Raw genomic sequence first — 22,249 nt, forward strand, 5'->3', positions numbered from 1 at the left:
CGCCAACATCATTCACAAGGAAGTCTGGCGGAGCGCGTTCTCCGACCCGGACCGGAAGGGATGATTTTTTCGCCCGGCACGATTGAAGGGGTCGCGGCCGCGCTTGCCGCCCATGGCCTGATCCCTCGCGGTGGCTTCCGCTTCGCAAGCGACGAAGCCGCGCCTGCCGGACTTTCCGGTGCGCCCGCCAAGTCCGTCCTCCTGGTCGGGCAGGCGGGCGCGGCACCCTGGCCGCATTTCCAGCGCTGGCTCGAGGGGCAATCGCAACCCATCGCCAATCCCCTAGACACGTGGTCGCGCGAAGTGATCGGCGCGGTCGCGCAAGAATTCGATGCCCGCGCCGTGTCGCCCTCCGATCGGCCCTATCTGCCGTTCCAGCAATGGGCGATGCGGGCGGAGGGCTTGAAGCCTTCGCCGCTCGGTATCCTCATGCATCCCAAATACGGGCTCTGGCATGCCTATCGCGGGGCGCTGCTGTTCGCGGCCGAGATTTTCCTCCCTGAACCTCACAAAACGATTCATCTTTGCGACACATGCGCCGAAAAACCCTGCATGAAATCCTGTCCGGTCGACGCCTATTCCGGGCAGGGCTTTGCCCATGATGCCTGCCTCGGCCATGTGCGCGGCCCTCGCGGTGAGCCCTGCCGGAGCGGCGGCTGCCTCGACCGCAACGCCTGTCCCTACGGCGCGAGCTTTCGCTATCCGCCCGAGGTGCAAGCCTTTCATATGGCAGCCTTCGCACGCTAACTGCGCGACCTGACAAGACCTTCCACAGACTGTGCGTGATCCGTCAGATCTCAGGGTTTCCGGCCGAAAGCCAGCCCTGCTGCATGAAAGAGCCCCATCAGCAGGGCCCCGATGAAACCCGAGACCAGTGTGACAACGGGATGGTTTGCGCTGTCGATCTGATATGCAAAGAGGGTTGCCACGACGAAGCTTGCCCAGCCGGCGATCACGTTGGGGATAGCTGAGTTGCCGAAGACGCGTGGATAGGAGCCGCCGGTTATCCCGCTCACGAAATGCGGGACGCCATTGGCGCCGAAAACACCGACGAGAAAAGCAAGTAGTGCCGTCGGCCACATACGGGCTTCGTCCTCCGGCCAAGTTGAAACGTGCTGCTCGCCGCAGACCAGCCCAGGCTGGCAAGGCTGCCGACATTGCGGACAGGGCAAGCCTAAGGCAAGCCCGATACGCATTTGTGAACGCAACCGACCCGCCATCGACTTGCCCATGCTTGCGACACGGATATGTATCGCCCGGCATCAAAAACGGAACGGGCCATGGCGAAGCGCGACATTGAAATCACCACCGGAGACGGCAAGGCAAAAGCGAGCCTTTTCCGACCATCCACCAAGGCCGGCGCCGGTGTCATCCTCTACATGGATGCGTTCGGGCCGCGCCCGGCACTCGATGAGGTGGCGGAGCGGCTTGCCGGGCAGGGCTATGCAGTCTTAGTGCCTGACCTCTTTTATCGCAAAGCACCCTACGGTCCGTTCGATGCCAAGACCGCCTTCACGGTGGAGGAAACCAAGACCAAGTTGATGGCGCTGGTGACCGGCACCACGCAGGAGATGACAATTCGCGACAGCGCTGCCTTCCTCGGCGCGCTCATCTCCCAAGGCATCAATGGGCCGGTGGGCGTCGTCGGCTATTGCATGGGCGGCGCGCGGGCGCTTAACGCGGCGGCGGCCTATCCCGACCGCATCGTCGCGGCGGCGAGCTTCCACGGCGGCAATCTCGCAAGCGATGCGCCCGACAGCCCATACCGCAAGGCAGCCTCGATCAAGGCGCGCATCTATGTCGGCACCGCCGGCGTCGACCGCAGCTTCCCGCCGGAACAGTCGGCGCGGCTGGCGGAGGCGCTCAGGGTGGCCGAAGTCGACCACGTCATCGAGAACTATGTCGGTGTCGGCCATGGCTGGTGCATCAAGGACCACAGTGTCTATGACGAGGCCGGCGCGGAGAGGCACTGGAAGCGGCTGACGACATTCTTTGGCGAAACACTGGGCTGAGCGCCTCTTACACCGGCAGTGCTGCCCTCATCCGCCTTCGGGCACCTTCTTCCCGTTCACGGGGAGAAGGCAGGTCGCGCCGCAAAAAATTCTTCCATAACCCCAAGGAATCGCCATTAGCCTTCGTCCAACGGGCAAATGACGGCGATGATGCTGGACGACAGCGAAGCCTCCGATGCCGAACTGATCGGGCGGGCGAGGGGCGGAGACAGGGGGGCTTTCGGCAAACTGCTCGAAAGGCACTATGGCTTCGTCTATCGCGCCGCCTATCGCTGGTGCGGCCGGAAGGCCGACGCCGAGGACATCGCCCAGGACGTCTGCGTGCGGCTCGGCCGGGCGATCCGCGATTATCAGGGCAGCGGCGCTTTCACGACCTGGCTCTACGCCATGACGCTGAACGCGGCGCGCGACATGATGCGCAAGCGGGCGCGCGACACCGCCAAGACCGAGGCTTACGGCACTTATGCACTGATTTCGGGAGAGGGCTCGGCGGAAGGCCAGGACCCGGCCGAGGCGCTGTGGGCGGCGGTGCGGATGCTGCCGGACAAGCAGCGCGACGCGGTGCTGCTGGTCTACGGCGAAGGCCTCAATCACGCGGCTGCGGCCGAGGTGATGGCGATCTCGGAGACGACGGTTTCCTGGCACATCCATGAAGCGAAGAAACGGCTGAAGGTGCTCATGCGTTCAGTCGGGGAAGTGTGACCATGGTCGACGACAACGAACTCGAAAGGCTGCGCGACCTCGCAGTGCCAGCGCCCGACGGCGAAGCGAAAACTCGCGCTTTGGCTGCCGCGATGCGCGCCTTCGACATGGAAAATATTTCGACGGCCACCCAAGGAACATCTGCAGGTCTTCGTCTCACGGAGCGAGCACAAATGCTCTGGAGAGAGATCATGCAACGGAAACTCATTGCCACGCCGGCCATCACCGCGCTGGTTGCGCTGCCTATCGCCGGCTATGCCGCTTTTGAGATGTTGAGGGAGCAGCCACCAGTCATCGGCGGCAACGAAGGTAAGGTGACCGAGACGGTGGCCGACAAGCCGGTGGCGCAGAAGCCTGCGAGCAATGGGCTGGCGACCAACGAACCGCTGGCGGCCGTGCCCGCCAAGGAGAAGAAGACCGACGCCGATAGCGAGGATCGCCTCAAGGATGAGGCGCAGATCGCGCCGGCGGCACCGAAGCCGGCCACGGAAGTCGACAGCCTGGTCAAGCAGGAGATGGCGCCCGACGCGTTGCCCGCTCCGGCGCCGGCAGAAAGCGGCCAACTTGCGTCCGGCGGACGCGCGAACGCTCAACCGCCCGTGGCCGCGATGCGGTCCGCACAGGCGCCTGCCGGCGCGGTCGCCGATTCCAAGCTGATGGCGCAGCCCGCGCCGATGCCGGCCGACCAGATGCAGCCGCAGGAGGAAAACCGCGACCGTATCGAGACCTTCAAGACCAATCCGGTGCACGAAACGGCGCAGGATCCGGTCTCGACCTTCTCGATCGACGTCGACACCGCCTCCTATTCCTTCGTGCGGCGCTCGCTGAAAGAAGGCACTCTGCCTGACCCCGATACGGTCCGGGTCGAGGAAATGATCAACTACTTCCCCTATGACTGGAAGGGGCCGGACTCGGCCGCGACGCCGTTCAACTCGACCGTCACCGTCATGCCGACGCCGTGGAACGAGCACACCAAGCTCATGCATGTCGCCATCAAGGGCTTCGACCTGAAGCCGGCCGAGCAGCCCAAGGCCAATCTGGTGTTCCTGATCGACGTGTCGGGCTCGATGGACGAGCCGGACAAGCTGCCGCTGCTCAAATCAGCCTTCCGGCTGCTGGTCAGCAAGCTCAAGGCCGACGACACCGTCTCGATCGTCACCTATGCCGGCAATGCCGGCACGGTGCTGATGCCGACCAAGGCGGCGGAAAAGCAGAAGATCCTTTCGGCCATCGACAATCTCGAGCCCGGCGGCTCGACGGCCGGCGAGGCGGGCATCCGGGAGGCCTACAAGCTTGCCGAGCAGTCCTTCGTCAAGGACGGCATCAACCGGGTGATGCTCGCCACCGACGGCGACTTCAATGTCGGCCAGACCGATGACGACGACCTCAAGCAGCTGATCGAGAAGGAGCGCAAGACCGGCGTCTTCCTGTCAGTGTTCGGTTTTGGACGCGGCAATCTGAACGACCAGATGATGCAGACCATCGCCCAGAACGGCAACGGCACGGCCGCCTATATCGACACGCTGGCCGAAGCCGAGAAGGTGCTGGTCGAGGACGCATCCTCGACGCTGTTCACCATCGCCAAGGACGTCAAGATCCAGGTCGAGTTCAACCCGGCCAAGGTCTCGGAATACCGCCTGGTCGGCTATGAGACGCGCGCCTTGAAGCGCGAGGACTTCAACAACGACCGCGTCGATGCCGGCGAGATCGGCTCCGGCCATTCGGTGACGGCGATCTACGAGATCACGCCCAAGGGCAGCGGCGCGGAACAGGTCGATCCGCTCCGCTACGGCCAGGCGAAAGTCGACAATGGCGGCATTGCCAATGCGGACGAATATGCCTTCGTCAAGATCCGCTACAAGCTGCCGAACGAAGACGTCTCCAAGCTGATCACCACGCCGGTGACCGCGGCCAATGAGGTGCCGTCCTTCGACGAGGCAGGAAGCGACCAGCGCTTCTCTGTCGCGGTGGCCGCCTTCGGACAGAAGCTGCGCGACGAGGATCAGACGGCGAATTTCGGCTACGACCGGATCCTGGAGATCGCCAACGCCGCCCGCGGCGCCGATCCGTTCGGCTACAGAGCCGAATTCCTGTCGCTGGTGCGCCTGGCGTCGTCACTGGGGGGTAACAAATAGGGTGTCGTGAAGATCGGGAACGCCGGCAGAGAAACACCCCGCCGGCCTTCGCGCCGATCGTTAAATTGCGCGGCTTTTCCGGAACCTCGTCGCAATGAGATTCTGTTAGTCAAAGCTGATAGAGGACTTCGAGGGGCTGGAATTGCATATTACCGGGAACGTCACATCGGCGGCGGGCAACCTCCAGGCTCGAGAACCATCCGGCCCGTCGGCGGAATCCTCGCGCATCAGAAGCGATGTCGACGCAGCCCGCAACACGGCGCTCTCCGCGCTGAACAACGACCGCTTCCGCGTGATGCTGGAGCAGATCAGCGACCCGCGCGCGTCCAGCGCCTTGATGACGATGGGTGTCGACAGCGGAGGCGGCGCCGCTACCGACCTCAATACGGCGCTGTCGCGCTACGCCGAAAACAGCGACTGAAGCAGGGCGGTTTTCAGGCGCGGCTGCGCCGCCGCTCGCGGCGGCCTTCGCCGGCCTCGGCCGAACCGGCCGAAGCAAGCTTGTTGCGCATCGGGCCGATGCGCTCGACGATCGTCTCGACGGTCGGGCGCGATGACTTGGTGTGAGCGTCGAGCGCCTTGCGCATGGCGGCAAGATGAGCGAACGAGGTGCCGCAGCAGCCGCCGACGATTTTTGCGCCGGCATCGACGGCCAGCCTGACATAGTCGGCCATCAACTCGGGCGTGCCGGAATAGTGGATCTCGCTGCCGCGGAATTCCGGAATGCCGCAATTGCCCTTGACGATCACGGTGGCCTCCGGTTTCGCCTCGGTCATGTCGAGCAGCGAGGCCAGGATGTCGGCCGCGCCGACGCCGCAATTGGCGCCGACGCCGAGCGGGGCCTGCGACAGACCGTCGGCGACGCCATGGATGTCCTTCGGCAACAGCCCCATCATGGTGCGGCCGGCGGTGTCGAAGGAACCGGTGTAGGTATAGGGCAGGCCGACGCGGATCGCGGCTTCCGCCGCGGCGCGGATCTCGTCCGGCGCCGACATGGTCTCGATCCAGGCGACTTCGGCGCCGCCGGCCTTGAGGCCTTCGATCTGCTCGGCAAAGGCATCGACGGCATCTTCGTAGGTCATGGCGCCGAGCGGCACCAGCAGCTCCCCCGTCGGACCGACGGAGCCGGCGACGATCACCTTGCGGCCTGCCCTGTCGGCGACGGAACGGGCGATCTCGGCGGCGCGCTTGTTAAGCTCGTAAACACGGTCCTGCGCATGATGCAGCTTCAGCCGGTGGCGGGTGCCGCCGAAGGAATTGGTCAGGATGATGTCGGCGCCGGCATCGACGAAATTCTGGTGCAGGCTGACGATGGTTTCGGGCGCTGTCTCATTGAGCAGCTCGGGCGCTTCGCCAGCCTCGAGGCCCATCGCGAACAGATTGGTGCCGGTCGCGCCATCGGCCAGCAGCACGCCCTTTTCAGCAATCAGTGCTTCGATCGGATTGGTCGCGGTCATCGCTTTGGCTTTCATGTTCGGAATTCGGATAAGGATATAAAGAAGTCTTTATATCTAGTCAATGAATTTGCGGCAGAGAGAGTGTCCGCCTTGGCGCGCCACACGAGAATGCCGGCGTTCAGACAGAGCCTGATGGGAAGGACATGCCGGCCAGCTTCTGCGTGAAGCTTGCCGCCTCATGCGCGTTGACGTCGGCGGCGCGGATCAGGTTGTCGAAATGGCTGGTCAAGGTGCGGACCGGCTGGGTGGCATTGAGCACCAGGTACATGTCGCCGACATAGATCGCGGCGCGATAGGGTCCGAAGATCGTGTAGGGGATCGAATAGCGCATGCGGCCGTCATAGAGGAACAGCCGGAAGGTCGGGTAAAGGTCATCCAGCAAGGTTGCCATGTGCAGCAATTGCCTGCGGCGCTCGGTTTCCGGGAAACGGTCCCAGACACCCAGGCCGCGCGCGAATATCTCCAGCGTATGGCGCGGCATGCAGACTTCCATGTCGGTTTCGGGCCGCCTGGTGTAGTCGATGCGGTATTGCGTTTCGCCGGCCTGCGCCTCGCGGCTCTTGTTGGTGATGCCGGCCTCGTATTCGACCAGCGCCTCGGTGCGCAGCAGGTCGGGAATGCCGGCCGGCACATAGCGGATCTTCGTCCCGGCCGCCTCGGCGTGCCATTTGGCGAGCAGCGTGCGGTCGAAGCCGTCGGGCGCCTCCTCGATCTCCAGGCTCTCGCGGATCTCGCCGGTGACGCCTTCATCCTGGCTGAGCCCCAACAGCCAGTCGAGCGACACCTTGAATTCTGCGGCGATGTTGAGAAGCGTCTCGGCACGGGGCAGGCGGGTCGAGGCCCCGGATAGCAGTTGCGAGAGCGCCGAACGGTCGATGCCGACGGCGGTCGCGAAGGCCGACTGGTTCAGATCCGAGCGTGTCAAGAGCAATTTCAGACGTTCCCGAAAGATCGTCGACAGATCCCGCTTGTCCATCATGCTGCTCCTGTACCAGGGAGGAAAAATTTGCGCCGTGGCCGATCTGATCGCGGCTCAGGCGTAAATGAATCCCCAATTCTGTTTACAATGTATAACATATGCAGCCAAAAATGCGCATTCGCAACAGTTTGTGCGCTTTGTCGCGTTGATGCAACCGCGGGCTCCTGACACAATGTTGTCAGGAATCAAACTGGTTCCGGCGACTGGAGGGCAGTGGTCGATAGCATGACTGGCATGAACAAGAGACGCAGCAGCACACCGGCCGTGGAATGGCCGACCGTATTCCTCACACTCTTCTGCTATGGCGCCTGGCTCGCCACCGGCTTCCTGCTCTGGCCGACCCATCCGCTGGTTGCCCTCGTCGCCCTGGGCTTCATATTGGCCCTGCAATCCTCGCTCATGCACGAAGTTTCGCATGGTCACCCGACCCGCAACGCCAGGATCAACGAAGCCTTCATCTTTCTTCCGATCGGCTTTGTCTGGCCGTTCCGCCGCTTCAAAACGATCCATCTTCGCCATCATGCCGACGAGCGGCTGACCGATCCGCTGGACGATCCGGAAAGCTACTACAAGGCGCTTTGGATGCATGAGGAACTGCCGCCGGCGATGAAGTTCCTGCTCAAGCTCAACAACACCATGATCGGCCGCTTCATTCTCGGCCCGTGGCTGTCGTCGATCGGCTTCTTCATCGATGACGCCAGGCAAATGGCCGCCGGCGACAAGGTGATCCGCAGGGCCTGGCTGCTGCATGCCATCGGCGTTGCCGTCGTGGTGCCGATCGTGACGTTCGGCTTCGGCATCCCGCTCTGGCTCTACATTCTGGTGCCGGTTTGGCTTGGCCAGTCGCTGATCTCCGTCCGCACCTATGCCGAGCATCAGTGGTCGGAGCACCCGGAGGGCCGCACGATCATCGTCGAGCGGTCGCCGCTGTCGTTCCTGTTCCTTAACAACAACCTGCATCTGGTGCACCACAAGAGCCCGACGGTCGCCTGGTACAGACTGCCGAAGATGTTTCGCGATCGCCGCGAGGAATGGCTGCGGATGAACAACGGCTATGTCTATCCGAATTATTTCGCGTTGCTCAAATCCTTTGCCTTCAAGGCCAAGGAGCCGGTGGTGCATCCGGTGCTGCGCCGCGCGCCGGAACCCGGCCGCGCCTTCAAGCCGCGCATCAGGGCGCGCAATGTGAGCGGCCTTGGAACGGCTCCGGTGCCGGCGGAGCCGCCCAAGGAGTGATCGCGAGTTTCCGCGACCGCTTTTCCGCCGCGGGCCGCAGGCGCCGATGGGCCGCCTGTTTTTGAAAGCTTTTCGTCATGAGTAAGTTGGTTGCGGCCTTGCCGATGTATGACTGGCCCGAGGTGCGTGGCGAAATCGACGCGCAATGGATGCGGCTCCGCGATGCCTTCCGGCAGAGGGGCATCGATGCGCCGGAGATAATGGCGCGCAGCAACCGCGACCTGCCGCCGGTGCCGGGCGGCATCCGCGACGGCGCCGGAAAGCTGATTGCACCCGACCCGGCGACATTGCCCCCGGACGAGTTCGATTTTCACCAGCTTTGGCTGAGCCCGGCGCTGCTTTTCGGGCAGACCTGCTGGGGGCCGATGGAACTCGGCCTGGCCGAGCACGTGCAAGTGATTGCCCAGCCTAACTATGATGCTTTCGAGGGCGGGCAGGGCGAGCTCTATTCCAGCGCGCTGGTGATGCTTGGCGAAGGCGGGCCGTCGGTTGCCTCGCCCGAGGATGGCAAGGCCGTCATTCCCATCGATCTCATGCGCGGCAAGCGCTTCATTTTCAACAACCCGGATTCGATGTCCGGGCTGCTGGGGCTGACGCATGACCTGGAGGCGATCGGCGAAAGTCTCGACATCTTCGCATCGCGCAGTGAAAGCGGCGGCCACCGGTCGTCGATCGTCGCCGTAGCCGAGGGCCGGGCCGATATCGCCGCCATCGATTGCCAGAGCTGGGCATTGGCGCAGCGTTTCGAACCGGCGGCGCGGCGTGTGAAGGTCGTCGGCTGGACGACAAGGCGGAAGGGCTTGCCTTTCATCACCGCAAGCACAACGCCGGCGGATGTCATTGCGTCCATGCGCGAGGCTGTCGCCTCGGTCGGCTAAAGCGCGTCGCGATCTTTCAGATTTGCTCTGTGCGCTTTACGTTTCCGATTTTACGCATGTCTTTGTCCCGAAACCGGTTGCCACTTTCAGGAGACATGCTTTAATACGGCTCAACCGCCGAGCAGTCGCTCGTCCAGCGGATAGGCCGAAAGCTTTTCATTGCCGGTTTCGGTGATCAGGATCTGATCCTCGATCTTGACGCCTTCGTGCCCGCCCAGCCGGCCGATATAGCTTTCCACACACAGCACCATGCCCGGCTCAAGCACGCCGTCGGGCGTGTCGTCAGTCCAATCGCTGGCATGCGGCAAGGTCGGGTATTCGTCAGCCAGTCCGACGCCGTGATAGAGCACGCCGTAGCGCGTCGGGAAACAGTCTCCGGGCGGGACCGCCGAACGCTCGACGAGATCGCGGAAGGAGATGCCCGGCCGCATCAGGTCGGTGTTATGGGCGATCTGGTCGGCGGAAATGCGGAACAGGTCGCGCTGCTCGTTCGACGGCCTGCCGTTGCCGCAGAGCCAGGTGCGCGAGAGGTCGGCGCAGAAGCCGTAAGGGCCGATGAGGTCGGTGTCGAAGGCGACGAGGTCGCCGTCCTCGACGATGCGCGACGAGCATTCCTGGAACCAGGGATTGGTGCGCGGGCCGGACGACAGAAGCCGCGTCTCGATCCATTCGCCGCCGCGCGCGATGTTGCCGCGATGCAGTTCCGCCCACAGCTCGTTCTCGGAAATGCCCGGCTTCAGCGCCGCTTGCATCTCGCCCATCGCCGCCTCGCAGGCGACGATGGCGCGGCGCATGGCAAGGATCTCGTCAGGCGACTTTATCAGGCGCGCATTCTCCATCACCGCCTCGCCATTGCCGACCGTGATGCCCCGGCGGGCAAGCTCCTCGACACCTTCCGCATTGATGTGGTCGATGGCGATGCGCCGGTTGCCGCCACCGTGCTCGGCAACGAGCTCGGCGATGCCGGCGGCCCAGCGGCGGACCTTCCGATCGGTCAACTCGCCGCTATAGAGATACATCCACGACACTGCCGGCCGCACCTCGTCGACGACGCCGGCATGGTCGGACAGGTGCTCGCAGGAGAAATAGTCGAACAGCACCACCGGGCCTTCGGTGGCGACGAAACAGTGGCGGGTCGGGTTGTGCGCGACCCAGGGCTGCATGTTGGTCGAATCGGTCGCGTAGCGGATGTTGACCGGGTCGTAGAGGAGTGCGCCGGCATGGCCGCGGCGCTTGAGCTCGGTGCGGATACGCTCGAGCCGGTATTGCCGCATGGCCGGCAAGTCGGGAGCGGCGATGCCTGCCGCCGCCCATTCGGCTTCGGCTATCGCGCCGTAGCCCAGCACGTGCTGGTTCAGCGCGGCAGCCTTGTCGCGGGAAGCTTCGCGCAGCGCTTCGACCGAGCCCGGTTCGAACGGCATGATCTTGCGGTGGCGGCCGAAGCGTAGTTTGTCCATGCGGTTCCCCGACGCTATTGCGTCGTCATCTTGTGCAATCTCGTTATGGTCACCTGGCGTGGCAAGCCTCCGGAGAGCTGCGGCACCACGATACGCCGATGGAGGGTGTCCATCACATAGCCGGCCTTGGTGATCCTGTCGAAAATGACCGAAGCAGGCTCTTCGTCGTCCGCTAGGACAAGCATAGCAGGCTCGCGGATCGACTTGGCGAAATCGGGGATCTCGTCGTCGAGCACGACGAGATCGGGATCGACCAGGCGGAGATTGCCGATCCAGAACCAGCTCGAGACCACTGTGCCGACCGGCCCGTCGGCCGTCAGCTGACGATGGAGCGAAGCATAGTCCATCCGTACGATGCTGCCGCGGTTGTCGCCACCATGGACGTGCATGTACCAGCTTACCGGCATCACCAGGATGGCGATCACGGCGCCGACGAAGACGATCGTGGCTTGCGTCTTTCTGCCTCTTTCCCCCATGGCGTCGAGGCGCATGGCCAGGGCAGCCGGCAGAAGCACGAACACGGGAAGCATCCAGCGATCGCGAAACTGGGTGATCCCTCCTGCGAGCACCACCACGAGCGTGATCAACAAGGCGAAGGCAATCGCTCGCCAGACCAGCTTTTCCGGCCACGATGCCGTCTCGGGCGATGGTGCGGATTTCTTGCGCGCCAGGAAGAACGCGACGGCAAAGACCGAGATCGGCAGCCCGGCGAAGTTCAAAATAGCCTTACCCAAGCCAAGGATGCCGCGAGACAACGTCTTTGCCGCGCTGCCGCCCTCGCCGATGCCAAAACCCTCGCCGTGCGCCAGCAGGTCTCCCAGATGCGTGAGGCTCCAATAAAATGTCGGCAGGCAGGCAAGGATGGCCACAACCACGCTGATCAGGAAACGACGGTCGAAGATCGCCTCACGCGTCTCGCGAAGCGACAGCGCCGCAAGGAACAGCGCGGCTAGAAAGATCACCATATTGTATTTCGACAGCATTGCCGCAGCAGCCGCCAGGCCGAGCAGCACATAGGCGGCTGTCGACCGCCGCTTCTGCAGCTCGACCACCGCCAGGAGCAGCAGCGACGAAAAGCAAAAAATCGCGGCGGAGTGGGTGAGGGCATGCTGCATCTCCCACACGATCTGCGGAAAAAGCAGCAGGCCGAACATGGCGGCGGCGGCGGCGCGGTTCGAGTAGCCGACGCGGCGCACCGCGGCGAAGCAGGCGGCCAATCCGCCGGCCAGCAGGGCGTATTTGACGATCTTGAGCGCGAGGATGTTGGTTCCGACCAAAGACGCGGTGAGAATGCCGAGCCAAGTGTATAAGGGTGGCTGCGAGCTGCCATAGCCGGCCGTGAGGAACTGCATCGCCATCAACTGTTCGGCGTCGTCGACGCCGACGCCGGTGCCCACGAAGTGGGACAAGAGCGTCATCGCCGCGATCTGGACAAGGCAGTATATGAGCGCAAAGGCGATCGCGGCGCTGAAAGGGCCGGCTCGTTCATCGCAGAGCCAGTCGGTCCATTTCTCTAGCTGCCGCAAAGGGGTCGTCTTCTCATCTGATGCGCCGGTGGCCGGTTGTTATAGCCGGCCACCAACGCGATCCGAAAGCGGGAATGGCCCTTATGTGCGCATCTTTTCGCCGCTCGGGTCGAAGGGCGGCTCGACATTGATGCGGGCCGGGCGGCGGTGCCCGAGGATCTCGATTTCGAACAGGCCGGCGCTTTCGTCTTCCGCGAGGGCCGCCGGAACATAGCCCTGCGCCATCGACTTCTGCACATAATGCGCATAGCCGCCCGACGTCACCCAGCCGACGACGCGCCACTCGCCATCTACGATGCCGCGCACGGCCGAAGCGCCCTCGGCGGCCTTGGAGCCGCGCACTTCCTTGCCCGTCGTGTCGAAGCGCGGCGCGCCATAGCCATGCGGCTTTTCCACCGTGCCGTAGTCCTTGCCGACCTTGGCCCAGATCGGCTCGTCGCCCATCACGTCGGCATCCGCAGCATCGACGATGAAGGAGACGCGGCGCAGCTTCGGCCCTTGCGCCTGCTCCTTGGCGGAAGCCTCGCGGCCGATGAAGTCGTTCTTCTCCAGCTTGATGAAGCGGTCCATCGAGCCTTCGAAGGGACCGTAGATCGGGCGCAGTTCGCGGAACCAGGTCGGAAAGTTCTTCTCCAGGCGCATCGACAGCAGCGCGCGCATGCCGAAATCGACGAGGCCGAATTCCTCGCCGGCTTCCTTGATCGCGTGATAGACGAGGCGCTGATAGGCCGGCGCCATCCAGATCTCGTAGCCGAGGTCGCCGGTATAGGTGATGCGGTTGACCATGCAGGGCGCGCCGCCGACCGCCATCTCGCGGAAGTCCATGAAACGGAAGGCCTTGGTCGAGACGTCGACATCGACAAGCTTCTGCAACAGGTCGCGGGATTTCGGCCCGGCGATCGACAGGCCGACAAGCGTCTGGTCGAAGCGGTGGATGCGGACCGCCCCATCCTTCGGCAGGTGCTTTTCGAACCAGCGCATGTGATATTTCTGCGCCGCCGACGAGCCCCAGATCATGAAGCGGTCCTCACCGGTCTTGGCGATGGTGAAGTCGCCGATCAGCTTGCCGAATTCGTTGACCATAGGGGTCAGCACGATGCGGCCTACCTTCGGCATGCGGTTGGTCATCAGCCGATTGAGAAAATCCTCAGCACCCGGCCCCGAGACCTCGTATTTGGCGAAGTTGGCGATCTCGGTGACGCCGACCTTCTCGCGCGTGGCGCGCACCTCCTCGCCGATCGGACCGAAATCGTTCGAACGATGGAAGGAAACGATGTCCTTCGGCTCGGTGCCCTTCGGCGCGAACCAGAGCGGGGTCTCCAGGCCCCATGAGTCGCCCATGACCGCGTTGTTGGCGAGCATGGTGTCGTAGAGCGGCGTCGTCTGCGCGGGCCTAGCGGCGGGCAGTTCCTCGTTCGGGAAGCGGATCGAGAAGCGGCGTGAGTAATTCTCGCGCACCTTGGCGTTGGTGTAGCGCAGGCTCGCCCATTCGCCGAAGCGCGCGACGTCCATGCCCCAGACATCGAAGCCCGGATCGCCATGCACCATCCAGTTGGACAGAGCGAGGCCGACGCCGCCGCCCTGGCTGAAGCCGGCCATCACGGCGCAGGCGCACCAGAAATTGGTCAGACCCTGCACCGGGCCGACCAGCGGATTGCCGTCGAGCGCGAAGGTGAAGGGGCCGTTGATGATCTGCTTGATGCCGGCCTTCTCGATGCCGGGGAAATGCTTGAAGCCGATTTCCAGCGACGGCGCGATACGATCGATGTCGGGCTGCAGCAATTCATGGCCGAAATCCCAGGGCGTGTTCACCGGCGACCACGGCTTGCAGGCCTTCTCATAGGTGCCGAGCAGGATGCCGTTGCGCTCCTGGCGAGTGTAGATCTCGCCCTTGAAGTCGAGCACGCCGATCATCTCGCGGCCGGTCGACTTGTTGAATTCCTCGACCTCCGGCATCGGCTCGGTAAGCAGGTACATGTGCTCCATCGCCAGCACCGGAAGCTCGACGCCGACCATGCGGCCGATCTCGCGCGCCCACAGGCCGCCGCAATTGACGACATGCTCGGCGTGGACCGTGCCCTGTTCGGTGACGACGTTCCAGGTGCCGTCGACTTCCTGCGTCAGCTCGACGACGCGGTTGCGCAGCACGATCTCGGCGCCGAGTTTTTTCGCCGCCTTGGAGTAGGCAATCGTCGTGCCCGAGGGATCGAGATGGCCCTCGACCGGATCCCACATGGCGCCGACGAAGTTCTTCTCGTCCATCAGCGGGAACATCGCCTTCGCTTCCGAAGGCGTGATCAGCTCGGTGTCCATGCCGAGATAGCGACCCTTGGCATGGGCGAGCCGCAGGAAGTCCATGCGCTCCGGCGTATCGGCCATCATCACGCCGCCGGTGAGGTGCAGCGAGCAGGACTGGCCGGAAAGCTCCTCGATCTCCTTGTAGAGCTGGACCGTATAGGCCTGCAGCTTGGCGACGTTCGGGTCGCCGTTCAGCGTATGGAAGCCGCCCGCCGCGTGCCAGGACGAGCCGGAGGTCAGCTCCGAACGCTCGATCAGCATGATGTCGGTCCAGCCGGCCTTGGCGAGGTGGTAGAGCACCGAGCAGCCGACGACGCCGCCACCAATGACAACCGCTTTTACGTGGGATTTCATACAGATAGGTCCGTTTTTGCAGAGACTGAATCGAGTGAGGGGGATGTGAAAACAAAGCGGAGATCGGACACGGCGATGTCTTCGGCCAGCCTGCCGTCAAGCGCGGCGAGGATGGTTTCACAGACGGAAGCACGATGTTTCAGAACGTCATGGTTCCAAAGACGCAGGACCGAATAGCCTTGCGCGCGCATGAAGTCGTCACGGCGACGGTCATATGAACTGTCGGCGTGTTGGTGCCCATCGACCTCAACGACAAGCCAACGCTCGCGGCAAGCGAAGTCGGCGAAATAGGGGCCGATGGAAAACTGGCGCGTGAAGCGGTAGCCGCCGAGCTTGCGACCCTTCAGTTCGAGCCAAAGCAATGCTTCGGCCTGATTGCCTGTCTGTCTGAGCTTTCGTGCCCGCAGGGTTGTCCCGGGTTTTCGCCGACTGCGGGTTTGATCAGCGGCTTCCCCCACTCCGTCGCCGCTTCGCGGCGCCACCTCTCCCCCCTCCGGAGGGAGAGGAAAGGAGCCAGCTGGAATCGCCTCGCACCTTTCCTCTCCCCCGTCGATCGGGGGAGAGGTGTCGAGCGAAGCTCGACGGAGTGGGGGTCGACCGTGCACCAAATCCGCTTGATTTCCTGCTTGCTGGGTCGCGCCCGCTTTGCGGCGACTTCGCGTTTCACGAACGGCTTCCCCCACTCCGTCGCTGCTTCGCAGCGCCACCTCTCCCCCCTCCGGAGGGAGAGGAAGGGCGCCTCCCGGCAAAGGCTCGCGCCTTTCCTTTCTTCCGTCGATCGGCGGAGAGGTGGCGAGCGAAGCTCGACGGAGTGGGGGTCGACTGTTCATCAATGACATTGATGATCAAAAATCCGTCGGCGCGCCGCCTTCGGCGCGGCGCTTCTCGACGAAGTCGTTGAGCTCTTCGCGGATGGCCGGGTCCATATACGGCTCCTCGTAGGCGGCAAGGCGCTCCTTCCAGACCTTGTTGGTCCGCTCCAGCGCCGTCGGCGAGCCGGCCTCGGCCCAAGTCTCGAAATTGCGCCAGTCGGAGACGATCGGCGAGTAGAAGGCGGTCTTGTAGCGTTCCTGGGTATGCTGGGTGCCGAAGAAATGGCCGCCCGGACCGACCGACTGGATGGCGTCGAAGCCGAGGGCATCCTCGGAGAGGTCGAGCGGGGTCAGGAACTCGGCCACCATCTGCAGGAGATCGATGTCGAGGATGGTCTTTTCATAGGAGCAGCGCAGGCCGCCTTCCAGCCAGCCGGCGCCGTGCATCATCAGATTGCCGCCGCCCTGGATGGCGCCCCAGAGCGAGAAGACGCTCTCATAGGCCGCCTGGGCGTCGACCGTGTTGGCGGCGCAGGTGTTGGAGGTGCGATAGGGAATTTGATAACGGCGGGCAAGCTGGCCGCCGACGAGTTGCGCCTTCATGTATTCGGGTGTGCCGAAGGCCGGCGCGCCGGACTTCATGTCGACGTTGGAGGTGAAGCCGCCATAGCCGACCGGCGCGCCCTTCTTCACCATCTGCGCGAAGGCGATGCCGGAGAGCGCCTCGGCGTTCTGCTGCACCAGCGCACCGGCGATGGTGACAGGCGCCATGGCGCCGGAGAGCGTGAAGGGCGTGACGATGACGGCCTGCCCCTTGCTCGCCATCTGGATGATGCCTTCCATCATCGGCACGTCGAGCTTGAGCGGCGAATTGGTGTTGATGATGGTGAAGACCGACGGTTCCTCCATCAGCTGCTCGTGGCTGACGCCGCGGGCGATGCGGGCGATTTCGATGCCGTCGACATTGCGCTCCTTGCCGAGCGAGTAGATGTGGAAGACCTTGTCGGTCAGCGTGGCGAGGTCGCGGATGCATTCGAGGTGCCGGATCGAGGGATGGATGTCGATCGGCTCGACCGGATAGCCGCCGGTGCACTGCAGGATGTTGTGCATCTGCGCCAGGCGCAGGAAGTTGCGGTAATCCGCCTGGTTGCCGGGCCGCCGGCCGCGATCGAGGTCGGAGCAATTGGGCGCCGAAGCCATCATCGAAAGGATGACGTTGTTGCCGCCGAAGCGCAGATTATGCGCCGGATTGCGGGCATGGAGCGTGAATTCCGACGGGCAGTGCGAGACAAGCTCAAGGATCATGTCGCTGTCGAAGCGTACGCGCTCGCTGCCCTCGCGGACATCTGCGCCATGCGCCTTCATGATGCGGCGGGCTTCCTCGTGCAGCACGTCGACGCCGATTTCCTTCAAGACACGCAGCGATGCGAGGTGGATCGATTCCAATTCGTCGTCGGAGACGAACTTCGTCGGCGTCAGTGGGTTCTTCAACTGACGGAAAGCAGGCTGCTCGAAGGCGGCCGATCCGCCGGCGCGCTTTCCCGCACGGCCGCCGCGGCGGGCGCGATCGGTTGCCAATGCCGGTTCGGCGGGATGAAGAGCGGCAGTCATAAGAAGCCTCATGGGATGCGAAAGTGGCCGGCATAATGGACCGCCGGCAATGGCGCCGGTAAGGAGGCGGCGACCACTAGGGCGAGGGAAGCGACATGACGGAACGGCACTTCGGCTGGCCCGATCTGCCAAGCCGGGCTCAGGCAGCGTCGCTCTTGAATGTTGGCGCGGCGAACGCGATGTAGGCAGGGCCGCCAGACCCGGAGACCCGTATGACCAGTGCAATGACCAAAACCCACTCTGAAATGGCGCCCGAGGATCCCTTCCTCTGGCTGGAAGACCGCGATGGCAAGGAGGCGCTCGACTGGGTCCATCGCCAGAATGCGGTGACGGTCGGCGAACTGCAGGGCGATCCTTCCTATCAGCCGGCGTTCGAGACCGCGCTCGACCTGATGACCGCTGAGGACAATATCCCGGTAGGGGCGGCACTTGCCGGCCACGTCTATAATTTCTGGCAGGACAAGACCAATGCGCTGGGCCTCTGGCGCCGCGCGCCGGTCGCTTCCTACAAGACCGAAAAGCCGGAATGGGAAACGATCATCGACTTCGACCAGCTCTCGGCCAAAGAGGGCGTGAAATGGGTGTTCGGCGGCGCCAGCCGGCTCTACCCCGATTTCGATCGCTGCCTGCTTTCCATGTCGCCAGACGGCGGCGATGCCAGCGAGATGCGCGAGTTCGACATCGCGACGAAATCCTTCATCGCGGACGGTTTTCGCGCTCCGGCCTCGAAGTCGGGCTTTTCCTGGCTGGACAAGGACACGGTGATCGTCTCGGCGGCCTTCGAGGACGGTGACAAGACCCAGTCCGGCTATCCGCGCGTGATCAAGCTCTGGCGACGCGGCACGAAGCTGGAAGACGCAACGCCGATATTCGAGGCCGAGAAGCAGCACCTCGCGGTCGGCGGCGGCGTCGAGTTCGACGGCGACAAGCGGCATGTGCTGCTTGGCAAGACGATCGACTTCTTCACTTCGCACAGCTTCCTGCGGCTGGCTTCGGGCGAGAACAAGCGCATCCCGCTGCCCGACGATGCCACCGACACGGCGATCTTCAAGGGACAGCTTGTCTTCGGCGTGCGCAGCCCATGGACCGCGCCCGACGGCACGCGCTGCCTGCCCGACGGGCTCTATTCCGTGGATTTCGAGAGCTGGATCGAAACCGGCGTGTTTGGACCATTCGAAACCCTGCTTGAACCGGAGCATCGTGTTTCCGTTGCCGGCCTCGCCAGGACGCAGGACCGGCTGTTCATCAATCTGATGGACAATGTGCGCGGCAAGGTCGTCGTTTGCGATCGCACCGGGAACGGCTGGTCGCTGAAGCCGGTCGGCCTGCCGGACAACGGCAATGTCGGCATCAGCCATGCCGAGCATTTCGGCTCCAGCGTCTCCTTCTCTTTCACCGATTTCCTGACGCCGAGCTCGATCATCTGGTCGGACGACAATGGCGAAACGCTGGCAACCGTGAAATCGCAGCCGGCCCGCTTCGACGCCTCGCCCTATGTTTCGGAGCAGTTCGAGGCGCGCTCGAAGGACGGCACGATGATCCCGTATTTCGTCGTGCGGCGACGCGCCCAGCAAGGGCCGGTGCCGGCGCTGCTCTATGGCTACGGCGGCTTCGAAGTGCCGCTCTTGCCCGGCTATGCCGGCATTCGCGGCAGGCTCTGGCTGGACAAGGGCAATGCCTATGTGCAGGCCAATATCCGGGGCGGCGGCGAGTTCGGTCCGGCCTGGCATCAGGCCGCTCTCAAGGGCAGCCGCCAGAAGGCCTTCGACGATTTCGCCGCGGTGGCCGAGGATGTGGTCAGGCGCGGCATCACCACGGCGGCACAGCTCGGCATCCAGGGCGGCTCGAATGGCGGCCTGCTCACCGGCGTGTCGCTGACGCAGCGGCCGAAGCTGTTCGGCGCCGTCATCATCGACGTGCCGCTGCTCGACATGCTGCGCTACACCGAACTGCCTCCCGGCGCTTCCTGGATCGCCGAATATGGCGACCCGTCGAAGCCGGAGGAGGCGGAATGGCTTGGCGCCTATTCGCCATATCAGCACATCTCTTCCGGCGCCGCCTATCCGCCGGTGCTGTTGATGACCTCGACCGCCGACGACCGCGTCCATCCCGGTCATGCGCGCAAGATGGCGGCACGGCTGCAGGCAGCAGGGTACACTAGGACGCTGTTCTTCGAGGAAACCGAAGGCGGACATGGCGGACGCGGCGACCGGCGCCCGCAGGCTGCCCAGACGGCGATGCGCTATGTCTTTCTGCAGCGGGCGCTGAGCATCGGACCGAAAAGTGGAAGCCGGTTTTCGGACGATCCGATGCTAGACTGAAAACGCGGCACGGCTTGAATTCAATATGGCAGGCAGCTTAAGCTGCCGCCATGGTCCGCATCAGCACATCAGGCGCCTTCGGGGTCGCGGTGACGCCGTCACCGCGCACGCTTCGTGCCGAGCTTTTGCGGCTGTGCGCCCGCATTGGCTATTCGCCGCCCCGTTTCCTCTGACGAATCCGCCCCGGCTCCCGCCGGATTGATTCAAGAGGAAAGATCAAATCCATGACCTATCAGAACTATTCGCTGAAGCAGCTTCAGCAAATCGATGCCGCGCATCACCTTCACCCTTTCACCGACCACAAGGAACTGCGCGAGATCGGCTCGCGCATCATCACCCGCGCCGGCGGCCCGTTCATCTACGATTCCGAAGGAGCGGAAATCCTCGACGGCATGGCGGGCCTTTGGTGCGTCAATGTCGGCTATGGCCGCGACGAACTGGCGGACGCTGCCTATGCCCAGATGAAGGAGCTGCCTTACTACAATTCCTTCTTCAAATGCTCGACGCCGACGCCTGTGCTTTTGTCGAAGAAGCTGGCGGAGCTGGCGCCGAAGCATGTCAGCCAGGTCTTCTACGGCTCCTCCGGCTCGGAGGCCAACGACACGGCGTTGCGGCTCGTCCGCCACTACTGGGCGCTCGAAGGCAAGCCGGAGAAGAACCGCATCATCTCGCGCAAGATGGGTTATCACGGCTCGACGATCGCCGGCACCTCGCTCGGCGGCATGGAGCCGATGCACAAACAGCTTGGCGGCGCGGTGCCCAACATCGTTCATGTGATGATGCCCTATGCCTATGAGCTCGCGCTGCCCGGCGAAAGCGACCATGATTTCGGCATCCGCGCGGCCAAGGCCGTCGAGGACGCGATCCTCGAAGCCGGCGCAGACAAGGTCGCGGCTTTCATCGGCGAGCCGGTGATGGGCGCGGGCGGCGTAAAAATCCCGCCGATGAGCTATTGGCCCGAGGTGCAGCGCATCTGCCGCAAATACGACGTGCTGCTGATGCTCGACGAGGTGATCACCGGCTATGGCCGCACCGGCGAATGGTTCGCGGCGCAGACCTTCGACGTCGAGCCCGACACAATCACCACCGCCAAGGCGCTGACCTCCGGCTACCAGCCGCTGTCGGCGCTGCTGGTCAGTGACCGCATTGCCTCGACCCTGGTCGAGAAGGGCGGCGAGTTCTATCACGGCTACACCTATTCCGGTCATCCGGTCGCCTGCGCGGTGGCGTTGAAGAACCTTGAGATCATCGAGCGGGAGGGCCTCGTCGAACGGGTCAGGACCGACACCGGTCCCTATTTCGCGCAGGCGCTGCAGGAGCGTATCGCCGGCCATAATCTGGTCGGCGAGGTGCGCTCGATCGGCCTGATGGGGGCAATCGAGATCGTCAAGGACAAGGCGACCAAGGAACGCTACCTGCCGTCGGGCAGCGCTGCCGTGGTCGTGCGCGACCACGCGATTTCGCAAGGCATGATGCTGCGCGCCACCGGGGACACGATGATTCTTTCGCCGCCGCTGATCTGGACGCGCGACACGATCGACATGGCCTGCGAGCGTATCGCCAGGGCGCTCGACCTTGCCGAGGCGGATCTGCGGAAGCGCTGACGAAACCACAGCCTGGCGTCATCATGATGACGCCCGGCTGTTCCCTGCCGCCGATCATGCTCTAAAACCCGTCAGGCAACTGTGCCGGGAGGAAATCATGGCCGTGCAACCGCTCAACCAGTCTGCCCAGATCCCGCCAGAGCTCGACCGCTGGAACTGGGGCGCATTCCTGCTCAACTGGATCTGGGGTATCGGCAACAACACCTTCATCGCGCTGCTGGCGCTGATCCCTCTCGTCAACATCGTCATGATCTTCGTGCTGGGCGCGCGCGGCAGCCGCTGGGCCTGGCGGAACGGGACTTGGCGCGATGCCGAGCACTTCCGCAGGACGCAGCGCAACTGGGCGATTGCCGGCCTTGTCGTCTGGGTGGTCGGCATCGGCGGCTGCGCGGCGACGGTCGGCAGCGTTCCCTATATCCTGAAAGGCAACGACGCCTATCGGATGACCATGGATGTCATCCGCGCGGACGAGCGCGTGAAAGCAGCCATTGGCGACGATATGACCGACAATTTCTGGATCGGGGGCCACATCAATGTCGAAGCGAGCGGGACGGGAGATGCCCAATTCGGCATTCCGATCCATGGCGCCAGGGGCAAGGGAACCGTGTTCTCGCACCTTGTCCGCAACGCCGGCCAATGGAGCATGCGTCTGCTCGTGGTGCGGATCGACGGCGTCGATGCGCCGATCGTGCTGAAGAATGAAGATCACGTGCCGATCCCGAACGCGGCGATCGGGATATAGCTGCACCGCAAAACGCAAAAACCGCGCTCCAAGGGGAACGCGGCTTTGCCAGATACGCATGGCGTTTCGCTACGAGCGACTTGCGAAACTTACGGGCTCCGGTACGCGAGACCTGATCCGGAGCG

General features: G+C 63.7%; 18 protein-coding genes. 10 read left to right on the plus strand and 8 right to left on the minus strand.

Features of this window, described 5'->3' with window-relative positions; genetic code table 11:
• The first annotated feature begins 60 nt into the window (after positions 1-60).
• The gene (locus EJ070_RS22400; RefSeq protein ID WP_126093298.1) at positions 61-747 is read left to right on the plus strand and encodes a 4Fe-4S dicluster domain-containing protein; all 687 of its coding nucleotides are present in this window, start codon (positions 61-63) and stop codon (positions 745-747) included.
• Positions 748-797: 50 nt separating this feature from the next.
• Here EJ070_RS22400 and EJ070_RS22405 read toward each other — a convergent pair whose 3' ends face one another.
• Positions 798-1,232 carry a hypothetical protein gene (locus tag EJ070_RS22405; protein WP_126093299.1) on the minus strand — a complete coding sequence of 145 codons (435 nt, stop codon included), beginning with the start codon at positions 1,230-1,232 and terminating at the stop codon, positions 798-800.
• Between the two features lie 48 nt (positions 1,233-1,280).
• Between EJ070_RS22405 and EJ070_RS22410 the strand changes: the two genes are divergently transcribed.
• From EJ070_RS22410 to EJ070_RS22425, 4 genes are all read left to right on the plus strand, one after another.
• Positions 1,281-2,012, plus strand: a complete 732-nt coding sequence (locus tag EJ070_RS22410; RefSeq protein ID WP_126093300.1) for a dienelactone hydrolase family protein — start codon at positions 1,281-1,283, stop codon at positions 2,010-2,012.
• A 138-nt stretch (positions 2,013-2,150) separates the two neighbouring features.
• Entirely contained in the window at positions 2,151-2,714 is a 564-nt protein-coding gene (locus EJ070_RS22415) for an RNA polymerase sigma factor (RefSeq protein ID WP_126093301.1), read from the plus strand.
• A gap of 2 nt (positions 2,715-2,716) precedes the next feature.
• Positions 2,717-4,849, plus strand: coding sequence for a VWA domain-containing protein (locus tag EJ070_RS22420; protein ID WP_126093302.1), 2,133 nt, complete (start codon positions 2,717-2,719; stop codon positions 4,847-4,849).
• Positions 4,850-4,991: 142 nt separating this feature from the next.
• Positions 4,992-5,270 (plus strand): hypothetical protein, encoded by a 279-nt coding sequence (locus tag EJ070_RS22425; protein ID WP_126093303.1) that lies wholly within the window; start codon positions 4,992-4,994, stop codon positions 5,268-5,270.
• 13 nt (positions 5,271-5,283) lie between these two features.
• Here EJ070_RS22425 and bmt read toward each other — a convergent pair whose 3' ends face one another.
• Positions 5,284-6,306 (minus strand): betaine--homocysteine S-methyltransferase, encoded by a 1,023-nt coding sequence (bmt, locus tag EJ070_RS22430; RefSeq protein WP_189350683.1) that lies wholly within the window; start codon positions 6,304-6,306, stop codon positions 5,284-5,286.
• A 118-nt stretch (positions 6,307-6,424) separates the two neighbouring features.
• Positions 6,425-7,282, minus strand: coding sequence for a helix-turn-helix transcriptional regulator (locus EJ070_RS22435; protein ID WP_126093305.1), 858 nt, complete (start codon positions 7,280-7,282; stop codon positions 6,425-6,427).
• A gap of 228 nt (positions 7,283-7,510) precedes the next feature.
• On the opposite strand from EJ070_RS22435, the gene EJ070_RS22440 reads away from it, so the two are divergent.
• Positions 7,511-8,521: a fatty acid desaturase gene (locus EJ070_RS22440; protein ID WP_126093306.1), complete on the plus strand. Its 1,011-nt coding sequence runs from the start codon at positions 7,511-7,513 to the stop codon at positions 8,519-8,521.
• A 77-nt stretch (positions 8,522-8,598) separates the two neighbouring features.
• Positions 8,599-9,399, plus strand: a complete 801-nt coding sequence (locus tag EJ070_RS22445; RefSeq protein ID WP_126093307.1) for a PhnD/SsuA/transferrin family substrate-binding protein — start codon at positions 8,599-8,601, stop codon at positions 9,397-9,399.
• A 110-nt stretch (positions 9,400-9,509) separates the two neighbouring features.
• On the opposite strand, the gene EJ070_RS22450 is transcribed toward EJ070_RS22445, so the two are convergent.
• The 5 genes from EJ070_RS22450 to EJ070_RS22475 form a co-directional block, all read right to left on the minus strand.
• Positions 9,510-10,856 (minus strand): Xaa-Pro peptidase family protein, encoded by a 1,347-nt coding sequence (locus EJ070_RS22450; protein WP_126093308.1) that lies wholly within the window; start codon positions 10,854-10,856, stop codon positions 9,510-9,512.
• 14 nt (positions 10,857-10,870) lie between these two features.
• Positions 10,871-12,382, minus strand: coding sequence for a glycosyltransferase family 39 protein (locus tag EJ070_RS22455; RefSeq protein WP_126093309.1), 1,512 nt, complete (start codon positions 12,380-12,382; stop codon positions 10,871-10,873).
• Positions 12,383-12,463: 81 nt separating this feature from the next.
• Positions 12,464-15,034 carry an FAD-dependent oxidoreductase gene (locus EJ070_RS22460; RefSeq protein WP_126093310.1) on the minus strand — a complete coding sequence of 857 codons (2,571 nt, stop codon included), beginning with the start codon at positions 15,032-15,034 and terminating at the stop codon, positions 12,464-12,466.
• Positions 15,031-15,516, minus strand: coding sequence for a DUF559 domain-containing protein (locus EJ070_RS22465; protein WP_126095861.1), 486 nt, complete (start codon positions 15,514-15,516; stop codon positions 15,031-15,033). The genes EJ070_RS22460 and EJ070_RS22465 overlap by 4 nt, the downstream gene beginning before the upstream one ends.
• Positions 15,517-15,879: 363 nt before the next feature.
• Complete coding sequence (locus EJ070_RS22475) at positions 15,880-17,457, minus strand: trimethylamine methyltransferase family protein (RefSeq protein ID WP_126093311.1); 1,578 nt, start codon at positions 17,455-17,457, stop codon at positions 15,880-15,882.
• Between the two features lie 212 nt (positions 17,458-17,669).
• Between EJ070_RS22475 and EJ070_RS22480 the strand changes: the two genes are divergently transcribed.
• From EJ070_RS22480 to EJ070_RS22495, 3 genes are all read left to right on the plus strand, one after another.
• Positions 17,670-19,778, plus strand: a complete 2,109-nt coding sequence (locus tag EJ070_RS22480) for a prolyl oligopeptidase family protein (RefSeq protein ID WP_126093312.1) — start codon at positions 17,670-17,672, stop codon at positions 19,776-19,778.
• Between the two features lie 224 nt (positions 19,779-20,002).
• Complete coding sequence (locus EJ070_RS22490; RefSeq protein ID WP_126093313.1) at positions 20,003-21,382, plus strand: aspartate aminotransferase family protein; 1,380 nt, start codon at positions 20,003-20,005, stop codon at positions 21,380-21,382.
• Between the two features lie 97 nt (positions 21,383-21,479).
• Entirely contained in the window at positions 21,480-22,124 is a 645-nt protein-coding gene (locus tag EJ070_RS22495; RefSeq protein WP_126093314.1) for a cytochrome c oxidase assembly factor Coa1 family protein, read from the plus strand.
• Positions 22,125-22,249: the final 125 nt, after the last annotated feature.

It is taken from the genome of Mesorhizobium sp. M1E.F.Ca.ET.045.02.1.1, from assembly GCF_003952485.1.
GTDB lineage: Bacteria > Pseudomonadota > Alphaproteobacteria > Rhizobiales > Rhizobiaceae > Mesorhizobium.